Annotated in this window: 25 protein-coding genes; 23 read left to right on the forward strand and 2 right to left on the reverse strand. The window is 45.2% G+C overall.

Annotation, left to right across the window (positions count from 1 at the left end; genetic code table 11):
* Positions 1–4: 4 nt before the first annotated feature.
* The 12 genes from SRRS_RS08285 (at position 5) to ltrA (SRRS_RS08340) (ending at position 10,987) form a co-directional block, all read left to right on the forward strand.
* Positions 5–1,561: a glycosyltransferase family 39 protein gene (locus SRRS_RS08285; protein WP_371367904.1), complete on the forward strand. Its 1,557-nt coding sequence runs from the start codon at positions 5–7 to the stop codon at positions 1,559–1,561.
* Positions 1,562–1,575: 14 nt separating this feature from the next.
* Positions 1,576–2,169, forward strand: a complete 594-nt coding sequence (locus SRRS_RS08290) for a phosphatase PAP2 family protein (protein ID WP_371367906.1) — start codon at positions 1,576–1,578, stop codon at positions 2,167–2,169.
* Positions 2,166–3,245, forward strand: a complete 1,080-nt coding sequence (locus SRRS_RS08295; RefSeq protein WP_371367908.1) for an LptF/LptG family permease — start codon at positions 2,166–2,168, stop codon at positions 3,243–3,245. The genes SRRS_RS08290 and SRRS_RS08295 overlap by 4 nt, the downstream gene beginning before the upstream one ends.
* 142 nt (positions 3,246–3,387) lie before the next feature.
* Positions 3,388–3,768: a holo-ACP synthase gene (acpS, locus tag SRRS_RS08300; RefSeq protein WP_371369760.1), complete on the forward strand. Its 381-nt coding sequence runs from the start codon at positions 3,388–3,390 to the stop codon at positions 3,766–3,768.
* On the forward strand, positions 3,768–5,318 hold the full coding sequence (locus tag SRRS_RS08305) for an NAD(P)H-hydrate dehydratase (protein WP_371367910.1): 1,551 nt from the start codon (positions 3,768–3,770) through the stop codon (positions 5,316–5,318). Before acpS ends, SRRS_RS08305 begins: the two co-directional genes overlap by 1 nt.
* Positions 5,319–5,406: 88 nt before the next feature.
* Positions 5,407–5,682, forward strand: coding sequence for a CopG family ribbon-helix-helix protein (locus SRRS_RS08310; protein ID WP_371367912.1), 276 nt, complete (start codon positions 5,407–5,409; stop codon positions 5,680–5,682).
* A 2-nt stretch (positions 5,683–5,684) separates the two neighbouring features.
* The gene (locus SRRS_RS08315) at positions 5,685–6,035 is read left to right on the forward strand and encodes a type II toxin-antitoxin system PemK/MazF family toxin (protein WP_371367914.1); all 351 of its coding nucleotides are present in this window, start codon (positions 5,685–5,687) and stop codon (positions 6,033–6,035) included.
* Between the two features lie 115 nt (positions 6,036–6,150).
* On the forward strand, positions 6,151–7,056 hold the full coding sequence (locus SRRS_RS08320; RefSeq protein WP_371367915.1) for a ComEC/Rec2 family competence protein: 906 nt from the start codon (positions 6,151–6,153) through the stop codon (positions 7,054–7,056).
* 3 nt (positions 7,057–7,059) lie between these two features.
* Positions 7,060–7,302, forward strand: coding sequence for a DUF3006 domain-containing protein (locus SRRS_RS08325; protein ID WP_371367917.1), 243 nt, complete (start codon positions 7,060–7,062; stop codon positions 7,300–7,302).
* Between the two features lie 109 nt (positions 7,303–7,411).
* Entirely contained in the window at positions 7,412–8,554 is a 1,143-nt protein-coding gene (locus tag SRRS_RS08330; RefSeq protein ID WP_371369762.1) for an N-acetylmuramoyl-L-alanine amidase, read from the forward strand.
* 14 nt (positions 8,555–8,568) lie between these two features.
* Positions 8,569–9,147 (forward strand): GerMN domain-containing protein, encoded by a 579-nt coding sequence (locus SRRS_RS08335; protein WP_371367919.1) that lies wholly within the window; start codon positions 8,569–8,571, stop codon positions 9,145–9,147.
* 457 nt (positions 9,148–9,604) lie between these two features.
* Positions 9,605–10,987: a group II intron reverse transcriptase/maturase gene (gene ltrA, locus SRRS_RS08340; RefSeq protein WP_371361643.1), complete on the forward strand. Its 1,383-nt coding sequence runs from the start codon at positions 9,605–9,607 to the stop codon at positions 10,985–10,987.
* Positions 10,988–11,056: 69 nt separating this feature from the next.
* Here the strand turns inward: ltrA (SRRS_RS08340) and SRRS_RS08345 are convergent, their stop codons facing one another.
* Positions 11,057–12,649, reverse strand: coding sequence for a sigma 54-interacting transcriptional regulator (locus tag SRRS_RS08345; protein ID WP_371367921.1), 1,593 nt, complete (start codon positions 12,647–12,649; stop codon positions 11,057–11,059).
* Positions 12,650–12,950: 301 nt separating this feature from the next.
* Between SRRS_RS08345 and thiL the strand changes: the two genes are divergently transcribed.
* Genes thiL through rimI form a run of 4 tightly spaced genes read left to right on the forward strand, consistent with a single transcriptional unit; the run spans position 12,951 to position 15,580 of the window.
* Positions 12,951–13,958 (forward strand): thiamine-phosphate kinase, encoded by a 1,008-nt coding sequence (thiL, locus tag SRRS_RS08350; protein ID WP_371367923.1) that lies wholly within the window; start codon positions 12,951–12,953, stop codon positions 13,956–13,958.
* Positions 13,959–13,963: 5 nt separating this feature from the next.
* Positions 13,964–14,479 (forward strand): tRNA (adenosine(37)-N6)-threonylcarbamoyltransferase complex ATPase subunit type 1 TsaE, encoded by a 516-nt coding sequence (gene tsaE, locus SRRS_RS08355; protein WP_371367925.1) that lies wholly within the window; start codon positions 13,964–13,966, stop codon positions 14,477–14,479.
* Positions 14,439–15,131, forward strand: coding sequence for a tRNA (adenosine(37)-N6)-threonylcarbamoyltransferase complex dimerization subunit type 1 TsaB (gene tsaB / locus SRRS_RS08360; protein WP_371367927.1), 693 nt, complete (start codon positions 14,439–14,441; stop codon positions 15,129–15,131). The genes tsaE and tsaB overlap by 41 nt, the downstream gene beginning before the upstream one ends.
* Positions 15,131–15,580, forward strand: a complete 450-nt coding sequence (gene rimI, locus SRRS_RS08365) for a ribosomal protein S18-alanine N-acetyltransferase (protein WP_371367929.1) — start codon at positions 15,131–15,133, stop codon at positions 15,578–15,580. The genes tsaB and rimI overlap by 1 nt, the downstream gene beginning before the upstream one ends.
* 312 nt (positions 15,581–15,892) lie before the next feature.
* On the opposite strand, the gene SRRS_RS08370 is transcribed toward rimI, so the two are convergent.
* Positions 15,893–16,093, reverse strand: a complete 201-nt coding sequence (locus SRRS_RS08370) for a small, acid-soluble spore protein, alpha/beta type (protein WP_371367930.1) — start codon at positions 16,091–16,093, stop codon at positions 15,893–15,895.
* Between the two features lie 125 nt (positions 16,094–16,218).
* Here SRRS_RS08370 and tsaD point away from each other — a divergent pair, with 125 nt between their 5' ends.
* The 7 genes from tsaD (at position 16,219) to pdaB (ending at position 24,568) form a co-directional block, all read left to right on the forward strand.
* The gene (gene tsaD / locus SRRS_RS08375; RefSeq protein ID WP_371367932.1) at positions 16,219–17,247 is read left to right on the forward strand and encodes a tRNA (adenosine(37)-N6)-threonylcarbamoyltransferase complex transferase subunit TsaD; all 1,029 of its coding nucleotides are present in this window, start codon (positions 16,219–16,221) and stop codon (positions 17,245–17,247) included.
* Positions 17,248–17,519: 272 nt separating this feature from the next.
* Positions 17,520–18,968 carry a sensor histidine kinase gene (locus SRRS_RS08380; RefSeq protein ID WP_371367934.1) on the forward strand — a complete coding sequence of 483 codons (1,449 nt, stop codon included), beginning with the start codon at positions 17,520–17,522 and terminating at the stop codon, positions 18,966–18,968.
* 1 nt (position 18,969) lies between these two features.
* Positions 18,970–19,551: an ANTAR domain-containing response regulator gene (locus tag SRRS_RS08385; RefSeq protein WP_371367936.1), complete on the forward strand. Its 582-nt coding sequence runs from the start codon at positions 18,970–18,972 to the stop codon at positions 19,549–19,551.
* Positions 19,552–19,760: 209 nt separating this feature from the next.
* Positions 19,761–20,045, forward strand: coding sequence for a co-chaperone GroES (groES, locus tag SRRS_RS08390; protein WP_371367938.1), 285 nt, complete (start codon positions 19,761–19,763; stop codon positions 20,043–20,045).
* Positions 20,046–20,088: 43 nt separating this feature from the next.
* Positions 20,089–21,735 carry a chaperonin GroEL gene (groL, locus tag SRRS_RS08395; protein ID WP_371367940.1) on the forward strand — a complete coding sequence of 549 codons (1,647 nt, stop codon included), beginning with the start codon at positions 20,089–20,091 and terminating at the stop codon, positions 21,733–21,735.
* Between the two features lie 563 nt (positions 21,736–22,298).
* Positions 22,299–23,681 (forward strand): group II intron reverse transcriptase/maturase, encoded by a 1,383-nt coding sequence (gene ltrA, locus SRRS_RS08400; protein ID WP_371367942.1) that lies wholly within the window; start codon positions 22,299–22,301, stop codon positions 23,679–23,681.
* Positions 23,682–23,827: 146 nt separating this feature from the next.
* Positions 23,828–24,568 (forward strand): polysaccharide deacetylase family sporulation protein PdaB, encoded by a 741-nt coding sequence (gene pdaB, locus SRRS_RS08405; protein WP_371367944.1) that lies wholly within the window; start codon positions 23,828–23,830, stop codon positions 24,566–24,568.
* The last annotated feature ends 185 nt before the right edge of the window (positions 24,569–24,753 follow it).

Genomic DNA, 24,753 nt, shown 5'->3' on the forward strand with positions numbered 1-24,753 from the left:
CCCTATGCCAGTTATCCTTTCGCCGGTTAGTGCAACTTGGGTGATTATTATAGGCGGTTCAATCCTCAGGCTTGCTTTAGGAGCTAGTATCGGCCTGGGTGTTGATGAGACCTATGTTACGGCAGTTGCCAGGCAATTTAGTTTGAGTTATTTTGATCATCCGCCACTGCATTTGTGGCTTATTTGGCTGACAGCGCATGTAACAGGCAGTGAAAATTCTGTAGTGTTGCGCCTGCCGTTTATCTTGTTATTTGCGGGTACGACTTGGCTAATGTATCGGCTTACTGCCAGATTGTTTGGTGAGTGGGCAGGAGTATGGGCGGCACTTTTGTTAAATGTGTCTGCTGTATTTGGACTTACCGGTGGTGGATGGCTGCTGCCGGACGGACCGTTAATGTTTTGCATGATGGCAGTTGTAAACCTGCTCAGCGAACAGTTCTTTTCTCGTGACAAGGGGCAGCCGCTGTTTTTATGGCTGGCCGCCGGTGTATTTCTCGGACTAGGTCTTTTAAGCAAATACCACGCCGCTTTGCTGGCGTTTGGCTTGTTTATTTATTTGATTACCAGTAAAGACAGGCGCAAAGTATTAGTAACGGCAGGCCCCTATTTGGCAGTGCTTGTCGCGTTTATCGTGTTTTCACCTGTCTTACTCTGGAATGCGCAGCATGGCTGGGTATCCTTTGTGTTTCAAGGCAGTCGTGGGGCAGTTAGTGGGTTTTATCCCGGAAAAATGCTTGGCAATATTGCCGGACAGGCTGTCTGGGTTTTGCCTTGGATCTGGCTGCCGCTGGCGTGGCAGTTTGCTAAGGGAATTAGCCGTGGTCCTGCCAGCTCTAGATTTGATAGGTTACAGGATAAACGCTGGTTTTTATGCTGTTTGGGAGCAGGGCCGATTGTATTGTTTACTCTTGCAACACTATGGGGCGCACAGGGCTTGTTTCATTGGCAGGCTCCGGGTTATTTGCTGATTTTCCCACTTTTGGGTTATGCAGTCACAGAATGGCTGCGTATTGGGCGGCGATCAGTTCATGTGTGGCTTACGTTTTCCGTTGCTGCTTTTCTGACTATCGCTACTCTGCTCGGCAGTCATACGGCTACGGGCTGGATTAAGAATGTCAAACCTGTTTGGTTTACGCAAGGAGATCCGTCCTGGGAGGCGCTCAACTGGAGCAGCTTGCCGGGGACTCTGGCAGAACATGGTTTATTAGACAGCTCGCTTAAGGTAGATTTTTTGATTTCACAGAATTGGATTGATGCGGGTAAGATTGATTATATAATGGGTGGCAGACTGCCATTGCTATGTTTGACTAATGAGCCGCATCACTTTGCTTTTATGCATAATCCTGCTGATTTTCGCGGCAAAAATGCTTTGATTATGGAGCGGAGGAGTGTGGATGAAGTTCAAAAAGGACTAGCTCCTTATTTTGAAACCGTCGAGTTTAAAGGCATTATTCCAATTTACCGCAGGGGACAGCCTGAGTTTGAAGTAACGGTGTATTACGGACAAAACTTTAAAGGGTACTATCCTTTACCATATGGCTTTAGCGGCAGGTTCGAATAATGGAGGTACTTATCATGCGAGAGAAGGACATGGTTTCCGGCCGCAATAGCTTCTTGTTTCAAAATATGCGGTTTGCAGCCATTGTTGGCATGGTTATGATCATAATTGCTCTCACAGTCAGCCAAAGCGGTATGAATGAAATATTAATTGTTGGCAACTTATTTAGCGGTGTTGGCAATGATGTGTTTTTAGTTGTTAGTAATGGTATTCTATTTTGGGTGGCCTATAAAAAAAATTGTAGAAGTCTTTTTTATCTGGTGCTAAAAGTAGATGCTGCAGTTTGGATAATTGTTCATGCACTCAAATTTGTAGATCTTGGTTCATTGAGTTTACGGCCTGATGGCATTTTGACAGATGGTTTTCCCAGTGGACATACGACACATGCTTTCACCATGGCATTTATGCTATCTGTGTTTTATCCACGTATGTCGTGGTTATGGTATGGCGGTGCAGTAGCTATTTCCTGGTCCCGGATTGAAACAAGTGCACATACCGGCGTCCAGGTAACCGCGGGAGTTATTCTTGGTATAAGTTTGGCTTGGTTTGCAGTAAACAATTGGCTTAAACAGAACGATTCACTTTTGCTGCCAGAAAGGAAAGCGCCATGAGAATATTAGATAAATATATTATTACAGAACTAATGTGGCCGTTTATATTTGGTGTGTGCGCGTTTTCGAGCATGTTTATTGGCGGTGGCACCATGTTTCGAATTGCCCAATACATTAGCAAATTCGGCGCATCATTTGCTGTAGTTGCCAAGCTGTTTGTCTACAGCTTGCCTGAGGTCATAGTGATGACTTTTCCTATGTCTATGCTGCTGGCAACACTATTGTGTTATGGCAAACTGTCATCTTCCTCTGAGATAATTGCCATGCGGGCAGCAGGGATAAGTTTTTACCGTCTGGCAGCACCTGTGCTGATTACGGCATTTTTTATTAGTGGTATCGCTGTTGTCTTTAACGAAGCGGTCGTGCCTGCGTCTAGAGAGGCATACAATGCAACTGTCGATTTTGAGATCAAAGGCAATACTAAGCCGAAAAGTCAAGATCATTTGGTGTTGCTGGAAAAGTCTAATGATGGTATTGGCCGTTTGACGTATGCGCGAAGATATGATGGAACAAGTGCGGTTATGCAGCAAGTGACTGTGCAGGAATTCGAGAAAAATCGTCCCGTGCGTATTGAGACTGCTGACAAAGCAGTTCGCAGCAATGGCGGGATGTCTCTGGAAAACGGCGCTATCCAAGATATTGTGTCACCTGACAGCACCCGGACAATGTATTTTACCCAGCAGTATCTGCCGACGGAAGAGAAAAAACCTGTGCCGGAGCAAAAACGCAGTGAAGAGATGACAATCCGTGAATTAAAGCAGGTTATTGCCGCAATGCCTGATGGCGATCGCCAAAAATATGCTTATTCGGTAGAATTGCATAAACGGGTTTCTATTCCGGCTGCTTGTTTGTTATTTGCCTTAGTTGGTGCGCCATTGGCAATCAGTTCGCCACGAGCTAGTTCGGCTAGTGGTTTGGGGTATAGTATTATTATCATTTTCCTGTATTATATCGTTATGTCCGTAGGTACAACTATGGGACAAAACGGCGTTATACCGGCAATGCTGGCCGCGTGGCTGCCTAATCTTGCAACATTGGTGCCGGGAGTATATCTGTTGCGACGTGCTGCAAGGTAGCACAATCTCTATCTTGAATTACAACAGGCTGGTTCCGAAGGTGGACTGCTACGCTATGTGTGTAGCAGGCTCACCTTTTTCTATTTGGTTTTTTCGAAAAATAGTATATACTTATAGATGTAAAATTGTGGCAGGTGATGACGTGGTTATCGGTGTTGGTATTGATATTATTGAGATAAAACGAATTAAGGCGGCTATTGCCCGTGAAGCATTCGTAGAGCGAGTATTTACGTCGGGTGAAGCGGCCTATTGCCGCAGCCGGGGTGTTCAGCAGGCAGCGTCATTTGCAGCGCGGTTTGCTGCAAAAGAAGCGGTGGCCAAAGCGCTTGGCAGTGGATTTGCCGGTGGGAATATCCGGGATATTGAAGTTGTTGCCGGAGAAGGCGGGAAGCCTATAGTGGTGCTGCATGACAAGTTTGCCTGTTTAGCAGCCAGACTTGGTGTTACCGCCATACATATTTCTCTGACTCATGCCCAAGAATATGCAGCCGCACAGGCGGTTTTAGAGGGAGGCGATAAGTAATGCGAGCAGCAACAGCAGCAGAAATGCGGGAGATTGACCGTATTGCTATTAACGACTATGGTATTCCAGGCGTAGTTTTAATGGAAAATGCCGGAGTATCCGTTGTGCGCATGTTAGAGTCAAAATGGGAACTGCTAGCTGAACGGAAATTTTGTATTTTGGCAGGTAAAGGCAATAACGGCGGCGACGGGTATGTAATTGCCAGACACCTTAGTAATCAGGGCGCAAAAGTAAAGGTTTTTTTGCTGGGGGAAAAGGCCGCTGTAAGCGGGGACGCCCAAATAAATCTTGATATAATTGATAAAATGGGAATAGATACTATTGAAATTAGCAATGAACGGGACTGGGACAAGGTCAGGGTGGCGGTTACATTTTCTGATTGTTTAATTGACGCTTTGTTAGGGACAGGTTTTCGCGGTGAAGTTAGCGGGGATATGGCGCGGCTTATTGATATTATTAATGCGGCGGGTAAACCGGTCGTTGCGGTGGACATTCCTTCCGGTGTGGGGGCCGATACCGGAAGGGTTTGCAGCAAAGCGGTGCAGGCTTCCTATACAGTTACGTTTGGATTGCCTAAACCTGGGCTATTCTTATATCCTGGTGCGGAATATACTGGAGAACTTACGGTAGCCGATATTGGCATACCGACGGCCGTAATTGCTGGCCAGGATATCAAACAAAATATTATAATGGCCGATGCAGTACGTGCGGTAATACCGAGACGCAGCCCTGCGGCCCATAAAGGCATGAGTGGCCGGGTGCTGGTTGTCGCCGGATCGCGTGGTCTTAGCGGTGCGGCCGCCATGGCAGCCGAAGGCGCTCTCAGAGCCGGAGCCGGGCTGGTTACCCTGGCTGCCCCGGGCAGCTTGCAGGATGTTTTAGCAATGAAACTTACCGAAGTTATGACGAAACCGCTGGCAGAAATTGAAGCTGGTTCCATAAACAGAGAAGCCGTTGCGGATATTATCAGGCTTTCAGCGGGAAACGACGTGCTGGCTATTGGACCGGGTGTTGGCCGGGAAGAGGAAACGGCGGCGGCGGTACGGGAAACAATAACAACGGCAGAGTGCCCAATCGTCATTGATGCCGATGCTTTAAATGCGTTGGCAGGCAATACAAAACTTCTAAATGAGTGTGCAGCTTTGCCTGTATTGACCCCTCATCCGGGTGAAATGGCGCGGTTAACAGGCCTCTCAACTGAGTCGGTAAATGCTGATCGTATTGCAATAGCTCGGCAGGCAGCTGCAGAATGGGGCAGCATTGTGGTAGTAAAAGGGGCAAGCACTGTTGTAGCTTTTCCTGATGGTGAAGTATATATTAATACTACAGGGAATGCTGGTATGGCTACCGGCGGCACTGGTGATGTACTCACAGGTATTATTGCCGGATTGATTGCTCAAGGCCTGTCAAGCCATGATGCGGCGGTAGCAGGTGTGTATATTCATGGTTTGGCCGGTGATGTTGCTGCTCAGGCCGGTCGGATCGGTATGGTTGCCACTGATTTGCTAAAGGCAGTGCCAGCAGCAATGTACGGCATAAGCAGCTATTAAAGTATATAAAAAAAGTTGACATTGATATATAACTTCTTATATAATAATAGTATCTTTGAATATGCTCCATACTGGCGGGGGTGATGGTGTGGCCGAGTTACGGCGAATAATGATTAGTATTCCTAATGCATTGTTACAAGAGGTTGACGGCATAATAGCTATGGATAAGTTAAGCCGGAGCCAATTTGTTAGAGAAGCCATGCGTCTTTATATTGAAGAACGCAAGCGGAAGGCAGTACGTGACATGATGAAAAAAGGGTATCAAGAAATGGCAGTTATTAACCTTACTCTAGCTGAGGAAGGATTAATGGCTGATATAGACACATTTGAATTGATGCCGGGCTTGTTGGCGGAGCGTGAATAGAGATGATTGTTAAACGCGGGGATATATATTATGCCAACCTTAGTCCTGTTGTCGGTTCAGAACAAGGTGGCCACAGGCCGGTGCTGGTAATTCAAAATGATGTCGGCAACAAGTATAGTCCGACAATTATTGTTGCGGCTATCACTTCACAGATATCTAAGGCCAAACTGCCCACCCACGTTGAAGTTAGCGCCAGTCAGTATAATCTGGAGAAGGATTCGGTTATTCTGCTTGAACAGCTGCGGACGATTGATAAGCGACGGCTAAGGGATAAAGTAACACATTTGAGCGAAGAGATAATGAATAAGGTAGACGAAGCCATCCGGATAAGTATTGGCTTGATTCAGTTGTAAGGCTAGGTGTAGGCGGGAAACTGCCTATTTTTAGTTTAGGGCTGGCTAAGTGCCCGGACACGGTTGGGCGTAACCAGTCTTTGCGGGGTATAGGATACATAGGGAGAGGGTACGAATGAATAAATTACATAAATGGTCATGGCTGTTTATTGCTGTGACAATATTTGCACTTGTCATCGCGACTGGCTGCGGCAATACTAACAAAACAGCGCAGTCTGATAATAAACCGCCGTCTGCTGCCGGGGGAGCGCCGCTAACCATTAAGGTGCTTGATATCGGGCAAGGTGATGCTATTCTTATCCGCACTAAGGATCAGGTAGTACTAGTTGACACCGGGGATGTTCCGACAAAGGAAAAATTGGTTAGTATGCTAAAAAGCCAAGGGATAAACAGCATTGATAAACTTATTATTACCCACCCACATGCCGACCATCTTGGTGGGGCCGAGGCTATTTTTGATAATTTTACCGTTAAACAGATATACGATAGTGGCCAAAAAACTACATCAAATGTATATAAACAATATTTGACCCAAATAAAAAAGAAAAATATTCCGTTTACTGTGGTTACTGCAGGTATGACTATTGACCTCGGCAACGAGACGGTGCTAAAGGTACTGGCACCTGATAAACAGCTTTTTACCGGTACGGAATCTGATTTAAACAATAATTCGATTGTTACCAAGCTGGTTTACGGCGAATTTTCTATGCTGCTGACCGGCGACGCTGAAAAAGAATCGGAAGAACGGATGCTGCATAATGATGCCGCTGGTTTGAAAAGTACTTTGTTAAAGAGCGGGCACCATGGCAGTAAATCATCTTCGTCTGTAGCGTTTTTACAAGCGGTAAAACCGGAAGCTGCACTTATCTCATTGGGAGCCAACAATGATTATCATCACCCGCATCCGTCAACGTTAAAGAAATATAACGAAAATAAGATAAAAGTATATCGCACAGATACTGATGGTACTCTGACTGTTACGACAGATGGAAAAACCTATACTATTACTAAGGAGCGATAGTACATGGAGATTAAAGCTGTAGTTGATAGATGGGAAGAAGACAAAGCCGTACTGTTAGTCGGCGAGTCGGAAACCAGAGTAATATGGCCGAGGAAATTATTGCCAAAAGCAACGGAAGGGGATATTTTGGCAATACACATTGACGTTGACACTGTTGCAACCCAGCAGGCCAGGGCCGAAGCCGATGAGTTGTTTGAACAGATTCTCCGACAAAATAACGGAGAAACCGAAAATAATAAGGAATAATTTGCAAATTTTAGGCATATATTTTCTTTTTTGAGCATTTATGACTCAAGTCTTGCAGGAATTTTGACACAAAGCACGAATTTATAAAGGACACTTTCGCGGTTTGGAGGTGCCTTTATTGCGAAAAATAGTTTTGTTTCTTGTATTGGTTATCCTGATGACATCCTGGACAAGCGCATTTGCCGCTTCCCCGAGTGTGGCAGGAGCCAAGCCGGCTATTGCTTTACCCAAACTTACTTCTTATCAGCAAACAGGGGTGTCTGGTGTCAACCGTGCTCAAGAATTGAGCAAAGTGAGATGGGCAAACCATACGGATGCTGTCACAGGGGCTGCTTCACTGAGATTGGTTATGGATGTATCCGGGCCTGCAGAGGCCAGTGGGGTAGTAACTTCAGCACCCACGCCGCGTCTTGTAGTGACAGTCAAGGGGACGGTGCCGGGAAAAGAAGTAGATGATTTGGATTTCGATGGGAAGATTGTAGACAAAGTTGCTTTTAACGTTAGTGGCAAGGATACCAGAGTGGTATTAGATTTGCCGCAGGCGCTCGAAGATTCCGATTATCGGATATTTACTTTGCCTAGTGATGCGAAAAATAACAAGCCGTTCCGGGTAGTTATCGACATTAACAAACCTTTGCCGCTGCCTGATTTTTCTTTTACTGCAGGGCTGCAAAATAAGGTGATTGCGATTGATCCCGGTCATGGCGGTAGTGATCCAGGAGCCATTGGTCCCGGCCGGGTACAAGAAAAAACGGTAACCTTGGCGGTGGCACAGAATGTTAAATCTCTGCTGGAAAAAGCAGGTGCTAGGGTTGTTATGACTCGCCAAAATGACCAGGATGTTTTTGGTCCGAATGCTTCTGCTGTTGATGAACTTAAGGCAAGGTCAACTATTGCTAATGTACGTAATGCAGACGTATTTGTAAGTATTCATGCCGATTCCTTCACCGACCGCAGCGTAGGTGGTACTTCGACGTACTATTATCAGAAAACCAAGTATGATGCCATGTTGGCAAAAGCTTTACAGGCAAATCTGATGGATGCCGGTAACCTTCAGGACCGCCGGGCCAATCCCGCTAACTTTTATGTAATTAAGCGAACTCGAATGCCAGCGGCACTTGTAGAACTGGCTTTCATTTCTAACCCGAATGAAGAGAAACTGCTTAGCTCACCTGATTTTCAGCAAAAAATGGCTCAAGGAATAGTGCGGGGGCTTGAACGCTTTTTTAGCCAAGCCGCCAAGCCAAACTAGAAGAGGTGGGTATTATGCGAAATCAAGTCAAATTTTTGTTGTTGGCTTTAACCATAGCCTTAACCGTGGTGATTTCCGGTTGTGATCAAGCAGCTCCGGCGGTTGGTCAGCCGACACCTGATACACCGTCAAAAACAGTAGAGCAAACTCAGCCAGGCAATGCGACCCAAAAGCCGGAACAAACGATGCAGATTGTTGTTTACCATGCTACTAGAGATGCTATGCATCTTGTTGGGGAACTGCATAAAGTGCCGCTTAACAGTCATCCGGCGCGTACTGCTGTCGAATTGTTGATTGCCGGGACCCAGAATCCCCAACTTGTAAGTGTTATGCCGACAGGAGTTAAGCTCAAGAATGTAACAGTAAAAGACCATGTGGCATATGTTGATTTTGATGATAAATTGATCAAAAATAATGTAGGCGGTTCAACGGGTGAAACCTTGCTGGTGGGGTCTATAGTCAATACGCTCACAGAGTTTCCCGACATTCACAAAGTACAGATTTTGGTTAATGGTAAAAAAATTGAAACAATTGCCGGTCACACTGATGTCAGTGAACCTTTGAGCCGGTCAGAACAAATAATTAAGAAATAATAAAAGCAGCAGTTCTTCGCTGAAGAACTGCTGCTTTTTATGTGCGCCCGGCATGGGCGCAATCTAACGGGTGAAAGTCCCGAGCGCGGGTAGATAGTGCCAAGCGCATAGCTCAAGACAAGGGTGTCCACCGCGAGGTGGAATCTGAAGGAAGTCGGCGGCAAATCTCTGGTCTGACGAACAGAAATCACATATAAGGCAGTGTAAACTGGGTAAGGTTGCATAACAAACCGAAGCCCGAAACTATCCGAAAGTTTGCGCTGTAAATGTGGCAGATAGATGGAGAGAAAGATTGCGTTCTTACCCGGGGAGATCTCACAGACATGTGAAGATAACTCAATCGAAGCATGGTTGAAATAAGATTTACTGTGAGAAGTCAGCAGAGGTCATAGTACCGAAGTTTTTTTCGAGAAGGACTGAACAATAATCGAGTTCTTGAGCAAAGGAAGGTGAAGTCATGTTAAGAGAGCAGAAAACCAGTAAAATGGGCTGCCCTTGCCAGGGTATGCTGGAAGCAGAGAGTAACAAGGGAGCGCGGAGCATGACGACACTGGAAGATGCAAAAGAGAACCGCGTAAATCTGTTAGAAGAAATACTAGACCGAAACAATCTCAATGCAGCATATGCCCAGGTACTGCGCAAGAAAGGTGCAGGCGGAGTGGATGGCATGCAGGTTGGAGATATGAAGCAGTGGCTGAAAGACAATAAAGAAGAGTTTCTTGAATCCCTGCGAACCGGAAGATACACCCCTCAACCCGTGAGAAGGGTAGAAATACCTAAGCCGGACGGAGGAACCCGAAAGCTAGGAATACCGACCGTACTAGACAGGTTAATACAACAAGCCATAACCCAAGTGTTAACGCCCATCTTTGAAAAGAAATTTTCAGAAAGAAGTTATGGTTTTCGAGTAGGCAGAAATGCGCATCAGGCGATAAAGCAAGCCGAAGCATACTATAGGGCAGGATACACGAAAGTAGTAGACATTGACCTGGCGCAGTACTTCGATACGGTAAATCATGACATGCTTATCAACATGCTCCGTGAAGAAATCAAGGATGAACGAGTCATCGTCTTAATCCGGAAATACCTGAAAAGTGGAGTCATGGAAGGCGGTATAGTCAGCCCCAGTACATCGGGAACCCCGCAGGGAGGAAACCTGTCACCACTGCTATCCAATATCTACCTGACGAAATTTGATCAACTGCTGGAGAAGCGCGGACATAAGTTCGTAAGATATGCAGATGACTGCAATATCTATGTCAGGACGGAACGTGCAGCCAAGCGGGTCATGGCGAGTTGTGTGAAATTCCTTGAGGGAACTTTGAAGTTACAAGTAAATCAGCGGAAAAGCCAAATCGGCAGTCCGCTGAGGGTGAAGTTTCTGGGATTTGCATTGCATAAGGTAGCGGGACAAATCGGAATACGTCCGCATGGGAAAGTCTTGAAACGTTTCAAAGAGAAGATCAAGGAAATAACCAACCGAAGTCGTGGGTGGGCAATCCAAGACACACTGCAAGAACTGAGGAAATATACAACAGGCTGGTTGAACTACTTTTCCATTGCAAACATGAGCAATAACATGAAAGAAATGAACAAATGGATACGGCGCAGGCTGCGAATGTATCTATGGAAGCAATGGAAGAAAGTTCAGACTAAGTTTGTGAATCTACAAAAGCTGGGACTGGATAGGAATAGAGCTTGGCAGTATGCCAATACACGGTTAGGGTATTGGCGTGTTGCGGGAAGTGCTATTTTACAAAGGACACTAACAGACAAATACCTCGAATCTCTAGGCTATATGAACATAGCGAAGAAATACGAGGCATTTCATTTACGTTAAAATTATTGAACCGCCGTATACCGAACGGTACGTACGGTGGTGTGAGAGGTCGCTAAATAAATTAATTATTTAGCTCCTACTCGATTTATTAGGATTCGCTTTGTAGATACGGTTTAGGACTAAGCCATGTTTACGCAGCTTTTTTAATATAGCAGTATGCGATAGTCCTAAGGAAGCGCCTAATTGGCGCGAGGTTGTATGCCTAGCCAGAGCTTTAACAAGCACGTCACGTTCTACTTCGCTCATTATTTCATCAAGTGTACGATTATAGGCAGGGATAGTGGCAGCGGAAGCAGGCGTGTAGTCCTGGTCAAAAATAATATTTTCAGCAAAAATTGTATTGCCAAGAGTAATATTTACAGCTCTTTCAATAACGTTTTCCAGCTCGCGAATATTGCCGGGCCATGGATAGCCAGCAAGTTTTTCTTGAGCGGTTTGGCTAATTTCTGTAGTTTCTTTATGCAGGCGCGCTGCACAGCGTTTGAGGAAAAATTCGGCTAAGAGGGGAATATCTTCGCGGCGCTCGCGCAGCGGCGGGAGAAATAACGGAATTACGTTAAGCCGGTAATAGAGGTCTTCGCGAAAGCCTCCTTTACTAATCATACTTTCCAGATTGCGGTTGGTGGCAGCCAGAATGCGCACATTGACAGGAATTTCCCGCGTACTGCCGATGCGGCGAACTTTTCCTTCCTGCAAAACACGTAAGAGCTTGGCTTGCAGGTGAGAGGGGATCTCTCCGATTTCATCCAGAAAAATAGTACCGCTATTGGCAAATTCGAATAAGCTATGTTTGCCGCCTTTTGCAGCACCTGTAAACGCACCATCTTCATAGCCAAATAGTTCACTTTCCAGCAAAGTGTCGGGAATGGCGGCGCAGTTTAAAGGGACAAAGATTTTAGTGCTTCTGGTAGAGGCTGCGTGTAAAGCCCTGGCGATGAGTTCCTTACCCGTACCTGTTTCGCCTCTGATAAGGACGGTTGACTCGCCTTTGGCAATTGATTTAGCCAGGTTGACAACCCGGCGCATGGCCTGACTGGTGAAGAGTATTTCGTCAAAAGTGATCTGCAATTGGCCGGTCACAGTGTAAACCAGTTCTCGGACGGCACTAATATCTTTGATGATAGTTACTGCACCAATAATACGGCCTGTTTTATCAATAATAGGGCGGCCGCTTGATAGATAATGGCTTTTCGTTTTTTCGAGAACAATTTCTCGATTGTTATATAGTGTTCCATAATGCAACGTGTCTAATAGGGGGCCGTCTGCGGGAAAGATATTTTCAAATGGTTGGCCGATAACATCTTTGGCAGATATGCCGACGATTTTTTCGGCGGCTGGGTTATATTGGGTAATTCGGTGTTCGAGATCAATACCAATGATTCCATCACTTACTGATGTCAGCACGGCATTTAGCTGTTCAGCACGTTCTTGATGCGGCATGAGGTTTATTTCATTTACGGCAGTTATTTGCGGGATGGTTCGCAATTCATCAATAAGACGGGCTTTATCTACAGACGTAAGGGCTTTGATTTCCATGTAAACATTATTCAGTTCCATTTCTATGGAGATAATATTTATTTGCCTGGCTGCGAGCACCTGAGATATGTCAAACACTAACCCGACTCTGTCAATATTGGAGATTTTTAATCGCAGATTTTCCATCCTACCCCTCCTGGCATTTAAAGCCTAATGTGGAATAAATTTGATGTCGTTATCGAAATTCCTTTGTTTCATACAACTTTTTTTCATGCTGTGGTATACTAACTTTGCAGGAAATGTTTGCATAAAAGAGAATTTATCCTGTGACTAACCCTCTCTAAGACTCCCATCTTTTACAAGTGGGAGTTAAGAGTGGCTAAGTCCCTGGATAAGGGCGACTAACCTTCCGATGGGCTTAAAACCCCATCGGAAGCTAAGTCTACTTTATTAGAAACATTATGCAGCCTTAGAGGGTGGTATTTTAATGAATGAGCTTAGTGAGTTGGGAGAGTTCGGTCTAATAGATTTAATTAAACAAGATACTATTAATAATCATGGCAATGTGATTGTTGGTATTGGTGACGATGCTGCCGTGCTTTTGCCCGCCCCCCGACAATTGCAATTATTGACGACAGATATGTTAGTGGAATCAGTACATTTTGATTTGACAACGACAACTCCTTGGCAGCTTGGGTACAAAGCCATTGCCGTTAATGTAAGTGATATAGCCGCTATGGGTGGGGCTCCCCGTCATGCGGTAGTGTCTCTGGCTTTACCCAAATCCACGCCGGCGGAATTTGTCGTAAATTTATATCAGGGTATGAAAGAAATTTGCCACGAATTTGGTGTTAATATTGTTGGCGGAGATACTGTTTCTAATCCACACGGCATTGTTATCAATGTGACTGTTGCTGGTGAGGTTGAGCCTGCTAATTTGGTTCGCCGTTCAGGCGCAAAGCCGGGAGATATTGTTGCAGTGACTGGCTTTCTTGGTGATTCAGCAGCTGGTCTGGCTTTGCTTGGCGCAGGAGAATGGGAAGACTATGATTTTGCGTGGCCGTTAGTTACGGCTCATTTAACACCCAGGCCGCAGGTTAGCGCAGGCCAACTATTGGGTAGTAATGGTGCCACCAGTATGGATGATATTAGCGACGGGCTGGCGAGTGAGGTACATGAGATTGCCAAAGCCAGTAATGTGGGTATACGATTGTACGCTGAAGAGATTCCTATGAGAAATGAATTAAAAGAGGCGGCTAAGGTGATGGACAAGCCGGCGCTGGATTATGCTTTGTATGGCGGAGAGGATTTTCAACTGGTATTCACTATGGAGCCGCACCAGTTTGAGATTCTGACAGCCTCACAAGAGAATTTTTCTTGGTTCAAGGTGGGGGAAGTAGTTACTGCAGACCAAGGGGTAACGCTTGTTGATGAAGAAGGAAATGTTCAAAGACTGGAAGCGCGGGGTTACAACCATTTTCACCAGGAGGAATAACAGGTATGTTAGTATTCAAAACGTCATCTGAAGAAGAAACATATGCATTTGGACAAAATCTAGCTAAGTTACTGAAAGCCGGGGATGTTTTATGCTTGTCCGGCAATCTTGGCACAGGTAAGACTCTGTTAAGCCAGGGAATAGCAAATGGACTCAAGGTAGTTGAAGCGGCTACCAGTCCTACTTTTACTGTACTCAATGTTTATGAGGGAATGACCGAGAAGGGTCAGGAACTTTCTATATATCATTTTGATTTATACCGTCTGGAACACCCGTCTGAACTTGCGGATATTGGTTTTGACCATTACGTGGAAGCCAATGGAGTAGCGATTATAGAGTGGCCGGAGAAGTTTGCCGAGTTTTTGCCCGAGAATCGCCTATGGATTACCATCAAATATGGCGAGACTGCAAATGAACGGGTTATTCATGCTAAGGCTGATGGTTCGCGGTATACAGAGTTTTGTGAGGAGTTGAAACAGATTGCCCATTCTTGCTATCGATACAGCCACCCTTGTGTCTAGCGTGGCCATTGCCACTAGCGATACGCTGGTGGCTGAACTTACTATTCAGACCCGGAAAACCCATTCTGAAAAGCTTATGCCGCACATAGCCAGCCTTTTATCAATGGCTGAAATGTCACAGAGCAGCCTTAAGGCGGTTGCCGTAAGTATTGGTCCGGGTTCTTTCACCGGTCTTAGAATTGGCTTGGCTACTGCCAAAGCTTTATCTTATGCACTTCAGATTCCAATAATTGGTGTACCCACTTTGGCAGCTTTGGCCTTTGCCTGCCCGGCGCCGGGCGTGCTTCTGGCGCCTATGCTCGATGCCCAAAAGGGAAATGTTTATCTGGGCTTATATGAATGGCAAGACGGTACAGTTACAGAAATTGAACCGCCGCGAGTAGTGGGGTTTGATGAGGCTCAGAACGAACTTAGCCGGCAGCAACGGCCTGTTTTAATGCTGGGAGAAGCTGCAGTTATGTATAAAGAAACTATTATGTATCCGGCACCGCCACACGCAGTTATGCCGCGTGCCGGCAGCGTAGCTGTTTTGGCAGAACAGATGTATGCACAAGGGGTGCGGCATGACGTAGCTACTCTGGAACCGTTATATATTAGACGTTCAGAGGCCGAAGAGTTGTGGGAACGGCGGCAATCCCGGGAGTGCCGGTAATGAATGCGATAAGTATCAGGCGCATGCAATCTACGGACATTGATGCTGTGCTGGTAGTGGAAAATAAAGCATTTTCTACGCCTTGGTCGCGTGCTGCCTTTGAAGAAGAGGTCGGCAACAATGATCTAGCGCATTACCTGGTGCTTGTCGATGGCGATAAGGTTGTAGGATACGCCGGCTTTTGGCGCGTAATTGATGAAGCTCATGTCACTAACATTGCCCTTGATCCCGAGTACCATGGCAAGGGTTTGGGTACGCTCTTATTGGAGCACATGATTGTTAATGCAAAACTATTAGGGGCAGCCAGTATGACGCTGGAAGTTCGCCCCTCAAACACCGCCGCAAGAAAGCTATATTCAAAACGCGGCTTCGTTGAGCGAGGCATCCGCCCCAACTACTACGCCGAACTAGGTGAAGACGCCATAATAATGTGGTTAGATAATTTATAAAAAATAAATTTTTTATAATCTCTCTTTAAAAAAAGCTCTGGAAAAGCCTCCCAGCCCGAAACTCGTTAGAAATGTCCAGCTACGATGCGCGATGAGGACGATCCCGTAGATGTACTGGGAAGTACTTCGGAGGGAACGCCCGCAAGAGCAAAGAAGTAGATGGGCGTTTATAACGAGTTTCGGAGAAAAAAAGGAGCCGCGTGAAAAATTCGCAGCTCCAAAGGGTGATTGTGTTAAAATACAATATGCGGCAGTTCGCAAAAGGGTGACAAAAGCAGAGGGGCGGCTTAGAGCCGCCCCATGCTTTACAATTTATTGGAGAGTAGATTCATACTGCTCGATCATTTTACGAACCATATGACCACCTACACGACCGCAGTCGGCAGAAGTCATAGTAGCCCAACCTTGGCTACGAACGCGCTCGGAAATTCCTAATTCGTTAGCTACTTCCATTTTCATACGGTCAAGTGCGTTTTCAGATCCAGGATTAACAGGTTTATTCGAGCGTGCCATATTTCGCACCTCCTTTCCCGGACTGTGTGTTGCTGTCCTTGATTTTAATTTGGCTTACTTTCATGATTAAAATACATTTTTCGAGCATGTAATAATTAGCAGATATTTGATGGAGGTCTATAGGTATGTCTCAAAGTTTGACCTTGGCTTTAGAAACAAGTTGTGATGAAACTTCGGCTGCCGTTGTTGCTAACGGACGTACAATCTTAGCCAATATTATTTCTTCGCAAGTTCCAACCCACCAAAAATTTGGTGGTGTTGTACCGGAAATTGCATCCCGGAAGCATATTGAAAATGTTATTCCGGTAATTGATCAAGCCTTAAGAGAGGCTGGCACTACGCTGAACGATGTTGATGCTATTGGTGTTACCTATGGCCCGGGATTAGTTGGAGCATTGCTTGTGGGTGTTGCTACAGCTAAAACACTGGCTTTTGCACTTAACAAACCGCTGATTGGCGTAAATCATTTGGAAGGCCACATTTTTGCCAATTTCCTCGCGCATCGTGAGCTTAAGCCACCTTTTGTAGCTTTGGTAGTTTCGGGGGGGCATACATCGCTCATTCATGTCAAAGATTACAACGAACTTGTATTATTAGGACAAACCCGGGATGACGCCGCCGGTGAAGCCTTTGATAAAATTGCCCGGGTTATGAATTTTCCTTACCCTGGCGGGCCGCATATTGATAATGCCGCCAAACAAGGTAATCCGGAGGCAATTGCATTTCCGCGGGCTTTTGCCAGCCCAAATGGGGAAAATAAGTTTGCGTTTAGCTTCAGCGGACTTAAATCGGCAGTGTTAAATTATTTAAACAGTGCTTCTCAACGTGGCGAGATAGTAAATATAGCAGATGTTGCTGCTAGTTTTCAGGCAGCTGTTGTTGATGTATTGGTTAAAAAAGCTATAGCTGCTGCTGAATTTGTCGGCGTTAATAAAATTGTTCTGGCCGGCGGAGTGGCAGCTAATTCGTCACTACAGGCTGAATTGGCAAGTGCGGCCGAAAAGCAGGATTTTGCCCTTTTCTATCCGCCGCCGGTGCTATGTACTGACAATGCAGCAATGATAGCCTGCCGTGCTTATTATCAATATTTAATTGGTGATTTTGCCGACCTTAACCTTAATGCAGTACCGTCGCTCAAATTAGGTATCAGATAGTTGTGGACAAAAATAAAACGACAATTGTGGATAATGTGGGTAAGTTGCAATTATGTTGCGAGAATCGCTAATAAATCGACAGCGTAACTGTGAATAACTCTGTGGATATTGTGGATAACGTGGGGGATAACTTGTTATATGGATGTGGGTAAAGTTACATATCAGTAACTTTATTAAATTGAGACCAGATAACAAGGAATTTTTCGGGTTACAGTTGAATACATAAAGATTAGCAGCTTGGCTTGTTTCTTTGGGACAGGAGGTACTATTTAATGGGTGTGGCTGCAGATATTTGCCGGAAAATCACAGCATTGACCTCGAATCAAACGCAGATAATTGATAATGTAACAAATGTATTAGGATTGGCTGCTGATCTTGCTCATGCCCAGGTGACATTATATGCTCCTGCCCGTAACGAGAATTTCCTGGTTCTTGTGGCTCAAGTTAAGCCTAATACCAGTTACATTGAAGTTAAACCCAATATTTTGGGAACTACTGTCCAGGCCAGCGAAGAACCACTGGTGTGGCGGACCTTGGTTTCAGGTGTAACCATTGCCGGGCAACGTGAGTGGGCGCTTGGCATGGAAGCGCTTGAAATGCAGGTTTTTCCTATCAGAGATGTATCTGGTGTTATCATCGCTGCAGCTAGTTTTGAGACAAACAGCCAAGAAGCAAGTGCTGATGGTCACAGCATGTTGATTGCCACGGCTTATATGCTCTTGACAATGGCTGCTGCCAGCAGCGAGCCTATGAGCCGATCAGTTTACCGGCCGCTAGGTACTCGTGATGGCATTGTTGTAATTGACGAACGTGGTCATATCGCCTTTGCCAATCCGTCAGCCGTTGGCATTTATAAATTGCTAGGTGCTAACCGGATTATTGGCAGGAGGGTATCTGATCGTCAAGTCAATATGAAACTTGCGCAGCACGCTTATTCTACCGGACAGCCACAGGAAAGAGAAATGGAAGCAGGCAATTTGATTCTGGTGCAAAGGGCTATCCCGGTTTTTTCCAATGGTTCGGTGATACGCACCATATTTATTATTGGCGATGTTACAGAGATTAGAAAAAAAGAAAAAGAGTTGTTGGTAAAATCAGCAGTTATTCAAGAAATTCACCACCGGGTAAAAAATAATCTGCAGACGATTGCCAGCCTGCTGCGGCTGCAAGCAAGACGTACCAAAACGCCAGATGTAAAAGCGGCACTTAGAGAAAGTGTAAACCGGATTTTAAGTATATCTGTAGTGCATGAATTTTTATCCCAGCAAGACAGAGAATTTATCGATGTGGCGGAAGTTACCAAAAATATTCTTGATTTAGTTATCCAGAATATGCTTGAGCCTGATTTTAATATTGAAACAGTACTTAATGGACAGACGGTAATATTACCCTCTGAGCAGGCCAGCAGTTTGGCTTTGGTTATCAACGAGCTAATTCAAAACTCTATTGAACACGGTTTTGTTGGACGCAAAGAAGGTCTTATTGGCGTAGACATCACAACAACACCGGAAAGTTATCAGATAGATATCTATGATAACGGTATCGGCCTTCCTGAAGATTTTAGTCTCCCAAATACCAGTAGTCTGGGCTTGCAGATTGTCCGGACATTGATAGAGAACGATCTTGGGGGGGAGTTCCGCCTGTTTTCCCGTGCCGGAACCCATGCTTTTGTTACAATTCCCCGGCAGTTGGAAGGCTCTAAAGAGGCGAAGGAGGAATAGCATGGACGCTTTGCGGATAGTGATAGCCGATAATGAATCAATTATCAGAATGGATCTGAAGGAACTTTTAGAAGAAGCCGGTCATACCGTAGTAGGAGAAGCTGCGGATGGTGTTAAAGCCGTTGAATTAGCCCGTAAATTTCATCCTGACCTTGTTATAATGGATATCAAGATGCCTGAAATGGATGGAATTACGGCTGCGAAAATCATTTCTAATGAGAAGTTGGCACCAGTATTGTTATTGACTGCTTTCAGCCAGAAAGAAATTGTGGAAAAGGCCAAAGATTCAGGGGTATTGGCTTATTTAGTCAAACCAGTTAAAGAGGCTAATCTATTTCCAGCAATGGAGATTGCTTTATCCAGGTTTCAGGAGTTTGCCGAGTTAGAACGGGAACTGGAAGAGGTTAAAAATTCGCTTGAAACCAGAAAGATTCTTGACAGGGCTAAAGGTATTTTGATGGATGCGTATAGCTTGACTGAGAATGAAGCATACCGGCGTATTCAGCAGTATAGTATGAGTAAGCGGAAATCAATCCGGGAAGTGGCTGCAGCAATTGTTGAATCAGCCACCCGTAAACGATAATAAAGGTATTTTCTGTCGGGGCAGAGGCCAGTAAGGTCTCTGCCTTGATTTTTCTAACAGCTTTTAAAAAAAATTTCTGGTTTTTGCTTAAATACACTTGATTTTTTTGAGTAAATTTTATATTATAAATTATGGAATTAGCACTCAACTCTAGTGAGTGCTAACAAAAAAGTTAACTATATAACACACTATAAAGGGAGGTTCTTTTCATGATTAAGCCATTAGGCGACAGAGTAGTTATTGAAGCTTTGGCAAAGGAGGAAGTTACCAAAAGCGGTATTGTTCTTCCGGACACTGTTAAGGAGAAGCCGCAAGAAGGTAAGGTTGTGGCTGTAGGTACAGGCAGAACTCTGGAAAATGGCCAAAAGGTTGCTTTAGACGTTAAGGTTGGCGACAAAATTATTTTCTCCAAGTACGCTGGCACTGAAGTTAAAGTTGAAGGCAAAGAGTACCTCATCATTAATGAAAGAGACATCCTGGCTATAATTGAATAATTAGCCTAATTATATTATAAAGCGAAAGGTAGGTAATACATAAATGGCTAAACAAATTTTGTTTGACGAAGATGCACGCCGCGCGCTCGAAAAAGGCGTAAATGCGCTTGCTAACGCTGTTAAAGTTACTTTAGGACCTAAAGGCCGGAACGTTGTTCTTGATAAGAAATTTGGCGCTCCAGCTATCACTAACGACGGTGTAACCATCGCTCGTGATATTGAGTTAGAAGATCCGTTTGAAAATATGGGTGCTCAGCTTGTTAAAGAAGTTGCTACCAAAACCAACGATGTTGCTGGTGACGGTACTACCACCGCTACTTTACTTGCTCAAGCTATGATTCGCGAAGGCATGAAAAACGTAGCTGCCGGCGCTAACCCGATGATCATCAAAAAAGGTATTCAACAAGCTGTAAACGTACTTGTTGACGAAATTAAGAAAAGCTCCAAGAAAGTTGAAACCAAGGACGCTATTGCTCAGGTTGCTTCTATCTCGGCTGCTGATGAAGAAATTGGCTCTTTAATCGCTGAAGCTATGGAAAAAGTGGGCAAAGACGGTGTTATCACTGTGGAAGAGTCCAAAACCATGGGTACTGATTTGGATGTTGTAGAAGGTATGCAATTTGACCGTGGCTACATCTCCCCTTACATGATTACTGATGCCGACAAAATGGAAGCTGTTTTAAACGATCCTTACATTCTTATTACCGACCGTAAGATTGGCGCCATTGCCGACTTACTGCCTGTATTAGAAAAAGTAGTTCAACAAGGCAAAGAACTCTTAATCATTGCTGAAGACGTAGAAGGCGAAGCACTTGCTACTCTCGTTGTAAACAAACTTCGCGGCACATTCCGCGCTGTTGCTGTTAAATCTCCTGGTTTTGGCGATCGCAGAAAAGCTATGCTGGAAGACATCGCTATCATTACTGGCGGCGCTGTTATCACCGAGGAACTCGGTCGCAAGCTTGACAGTGTAACCATGGAAGATCTTGGTCGTGCCCGTCAAGTTCGTGTATCGAAAGAAGAAACCACTATTGTTGACGGCAGTGGTGTAGTGGAAGAAATCAAAAAGCGTGTTAACCAAATCCGCGCACAAATTGAAGAAACCACTTCTGATTTTGATAAAGAAAAGCTTCAAGAGCGTCTGGCTAAACTTGCTGGCGGCGTAGCCGTTATTCAAGTAGGCGCTGCTACCGAAGTTGAACTTAAAGAGAAGAAACTGCGCATTGAAGATGCTCTTAACGCAACCCGCGCTGCTGTTGAAGAAGGCATCGTCGCTGGCGGCGGCACCACCTTCATTGACATTCAAGCAAGCCTTGACAGCATTAAACTTACCGGCGACGAGCAAACTGGCGTTGAGATTGTAAAACGTGCTATCGAAGAACCAGTTCGTCAAATCGCTAACAACGCTGGTCTCGAAGGTTCCGTTGTTGTTGAAAACGTTAAGAAAGCCGGCAAAGGTAAAGGCTTCAACGCTCTGAGCGAAGAATATGTTGACATGATTGCCGCTGGTATTGTTGACCCGGCTAAAGTTACTCGTTCAGCGCTACAAAACGCTGCTAGCATCGCAGCTATGGTTCTTACCACTGAAACCCTTGTTGCTGACAAGCCTGAAAAGGACGCTGGCGCTGCTGCAGCTGCTATGGGCGGCATGGGCGGTATGGGTGGCATGGGCGGTATGGGCATGATGTAAGGCTACATACTGAAACCCACTGATTTGACAGGGTTTTAGGTGTGCTTAATCTGCTAATGCTACCAATTTGTTACCGAAAATCATGAATTGCAACTCAGAACCCCTCTTCGTAAACGGAAGAGGGGTTCTTTTTGTTCACGTGCGCCCGGCATGGGCGCAGTCTAATAGGTGGAAGTCCTGAGCGCGGGTTAATAGTGCCAAGCGCATAGCCAAGAGCAAGGGTGTCCATCGTGAGGTGGAATCTGAAGGAAGCTGGCGGCAAATCTCTGGTCTGACGAACAGAAATCACATAGAAGGCAGGAAGAGGCTGGGTGAGGTTGCGTGACAAACTAAAGCCCAAAACTATTCGAGGCCAATCCTGTAAATGTGGCAGATAGGTGGAGAGAAAGACTGCGTCCTTACCCGGGGAGGTCTCACGGACATGCAGAGATAACTTTTTTTTGAAGCATGGTTGAAATAAGATTTATCGTGAGAAATCAGCAGAGGCCATAGTACTGGAAGACTTTTTTTTTTCAGGAAGGGCCGAACAATAACAAAGTTCTTGAACAGAGGAAGGTGAAGTCATGTTAAGAGAGCAGAAAACCAATAAAATGGGCTGCCCTTGCGAGGGTATGTTGGAAACAGAGAGTAACAAGGGAGCGCGGAGCATGGCGGCATTGGAGCCTGTAACAAAGAATTGCGTAAATCTGTTAGAACAAATCCTAAGTCCCGCTAATCTCAATGCAGCCTATTTTCGCGTAAAGAGCAAGAAAGGAGCTGCCGGAATAGACGACATGGAAGTAGGCGAGATGCTGGAGTGGCTAAAGGAAAACAAGAAAAGATTCATCGAAACGCTGAAAAACGGAACATATAAGCCCCAGCCGGTAAGACGGGTAGAAATCCCCAAGCCAGATGGCGGCAAAAGAAAGCTTGGCATACCCACGATATTAGACAGGTTAGTCCAGCAAGCGATAGCGCAGATATTAGAGCCAATCTTTGAAAAGACATTCTCCGAAAACAGCTATGGATTCCGCCCCGGTAGAAATGCGCACCAAGCCATAAAGAAGGCGAAAAGCTATTATGAAGCAGGCTACAGTAAAATAGTAGACCTCGATTTGGCGCAGTATTTTGATACGGTGAACCACGACATACTCATAAATATGTTACGCGAAGAAATAAAAGATGAACGAGTAATTAAGCTCATTCGAAAATATTTAAAAAGTGGAGTCATGGAAGGCGGCTTAGTAAGTCCAACTGTGTCGGGAACACCGCAGGGAGGCAACCTGTCGCCACTGCTATCGAATATCTATCTGACGAAATTTGACAAACTGCTAGAGAGCAAAGGGCATAAGTTCGTCAGATATGCGGATGACTGTAACATCTATGTGAAAACGCCAAGAGCGTCCAAGCGAGTAATGGAAAGCAGTATCCGGTATCTGGAAGGGAAACTGAAACTAACAGTGAACCGTAAGAAAAGCCGGGCAGGCAGTCCACTGCGCGAGAAATTCCTAGGCTTCTCCCTGCATAAAGTAGTAGGCAAAGTGGGGATACGTCCCCATGGAAAGGTCATTGAAAGATTCAAGCAAAAAGTAAAGAAAATAACTGTTCGTAGTCGCGGTCGGTCAATTAAGGACATATTGCGAGAATTGAAAGAGTATACGAATGGATGGCTGAACTATTACGCCATAGGAGATATGCGCAGTAAAATGCAGGAGCTAAATCAATGGATACGCCGCAGGCTGAGGATGTACCTATGGAAACAGTGGAAGACAATCTCAGCGAAATTCGAAAATTTGAAACGCCTGGGGCTTGATAAAGGCAAAGCGTGGGAGTATGCCAATACAAGATTGGGATATTGGCGCATTGCCGGGAGTGCCATTCTACACAGGACACTAACAGACAAATACCTCGAATCCCTAGGCTATATGGATATAGCGAAGAAATACGAGGTATTTCATTTACGTTAAGTTATTGAACCGCCGTATACCGAACGGTACGTACGGTGGTGGGAGAGGTCGGCTATTCAATTAATGGGTAGCTTCCTACTCGATGGTAGCATAAACCTTTTACCTGATGCATACATACTACTGTAACTGCGGAGGGAGGGGGATATATGGTTATTAGCTTGCGCCGCCTGTTATCTCACCGGAACGTTTTTTTCAGTATTATTGGTCTGTTTGCCATAACGGCCATGTATGTACAGGTGGCGGATGTCGTTTCAGGTGGTCCGATGGCGATTGCCGGGACCCGTACAGACCAAAAGGTAGTAGCACTTACCTTTGACCATTCCTGGGGCAATAAATTTACGCCATCCATCTTAGATACATTACAAAAAAACAATATTAAATGTACTTTTTTCATTATGGGGCCATGGTCTACAAAGTTTCCGGAAGTAGCGCAACGTATAGCGAAAGATGGTCACGAAATTGCCAGCCATGGCTACCGGCATGAGAACTACGGTGATATGAGTCCTGAATGGGTCAAAGAGGATATTACTAAGGCCCATGCGCAAATTAAAGAGGTAACCGGGGTTGAACCTCGTCTGCTGCGCCCGCCTAATGGTCATTATAGCCAAAAATCATTAAAGGCTACTGACGAATTAGGTTATAAAACTATTATTTGGAATGTTGATTCACTGGACTGGAAAAACCCCGGACGCGACGTAATTGTTGATAGGGTTATGAAGCGTCTCAAGCCGGGAGCCATTATTTTGATGCACGCTTCAGATACCCCTGTACAGACAGCAGAGGCTCTGCCTATTCTAATTGAAAAAATGAAAGCGGAAGGATATTCCTTCGTTACTGTAAGCGAGCTATTGGAGAAGTATAGTGACAAAGGAATACAACGTCACTAACAAAATGGGATTGCTGCACGGTTATCCTAAGGGGTGCAGCAGTCCTTTTTTATTTCAATACCTTAGATATGGGCTGCATCGGTTTCCTCTTTCGTCAAAGACTTGGTGGAAACCGTGTATTCTTTACAATAAAATTCTATAGATGGCAGGAATTTTTCAAAGCATGGCGAAACTGATATGATTGC

Source organism: Sporomusa rhizae (assembly GCF_041428845.1).
Lineage (GTDB): Bacteria > Bacillota > Negativicutes > Sporomusales > Sporomusaceae > Sporomusa > Sporomusa rhizae.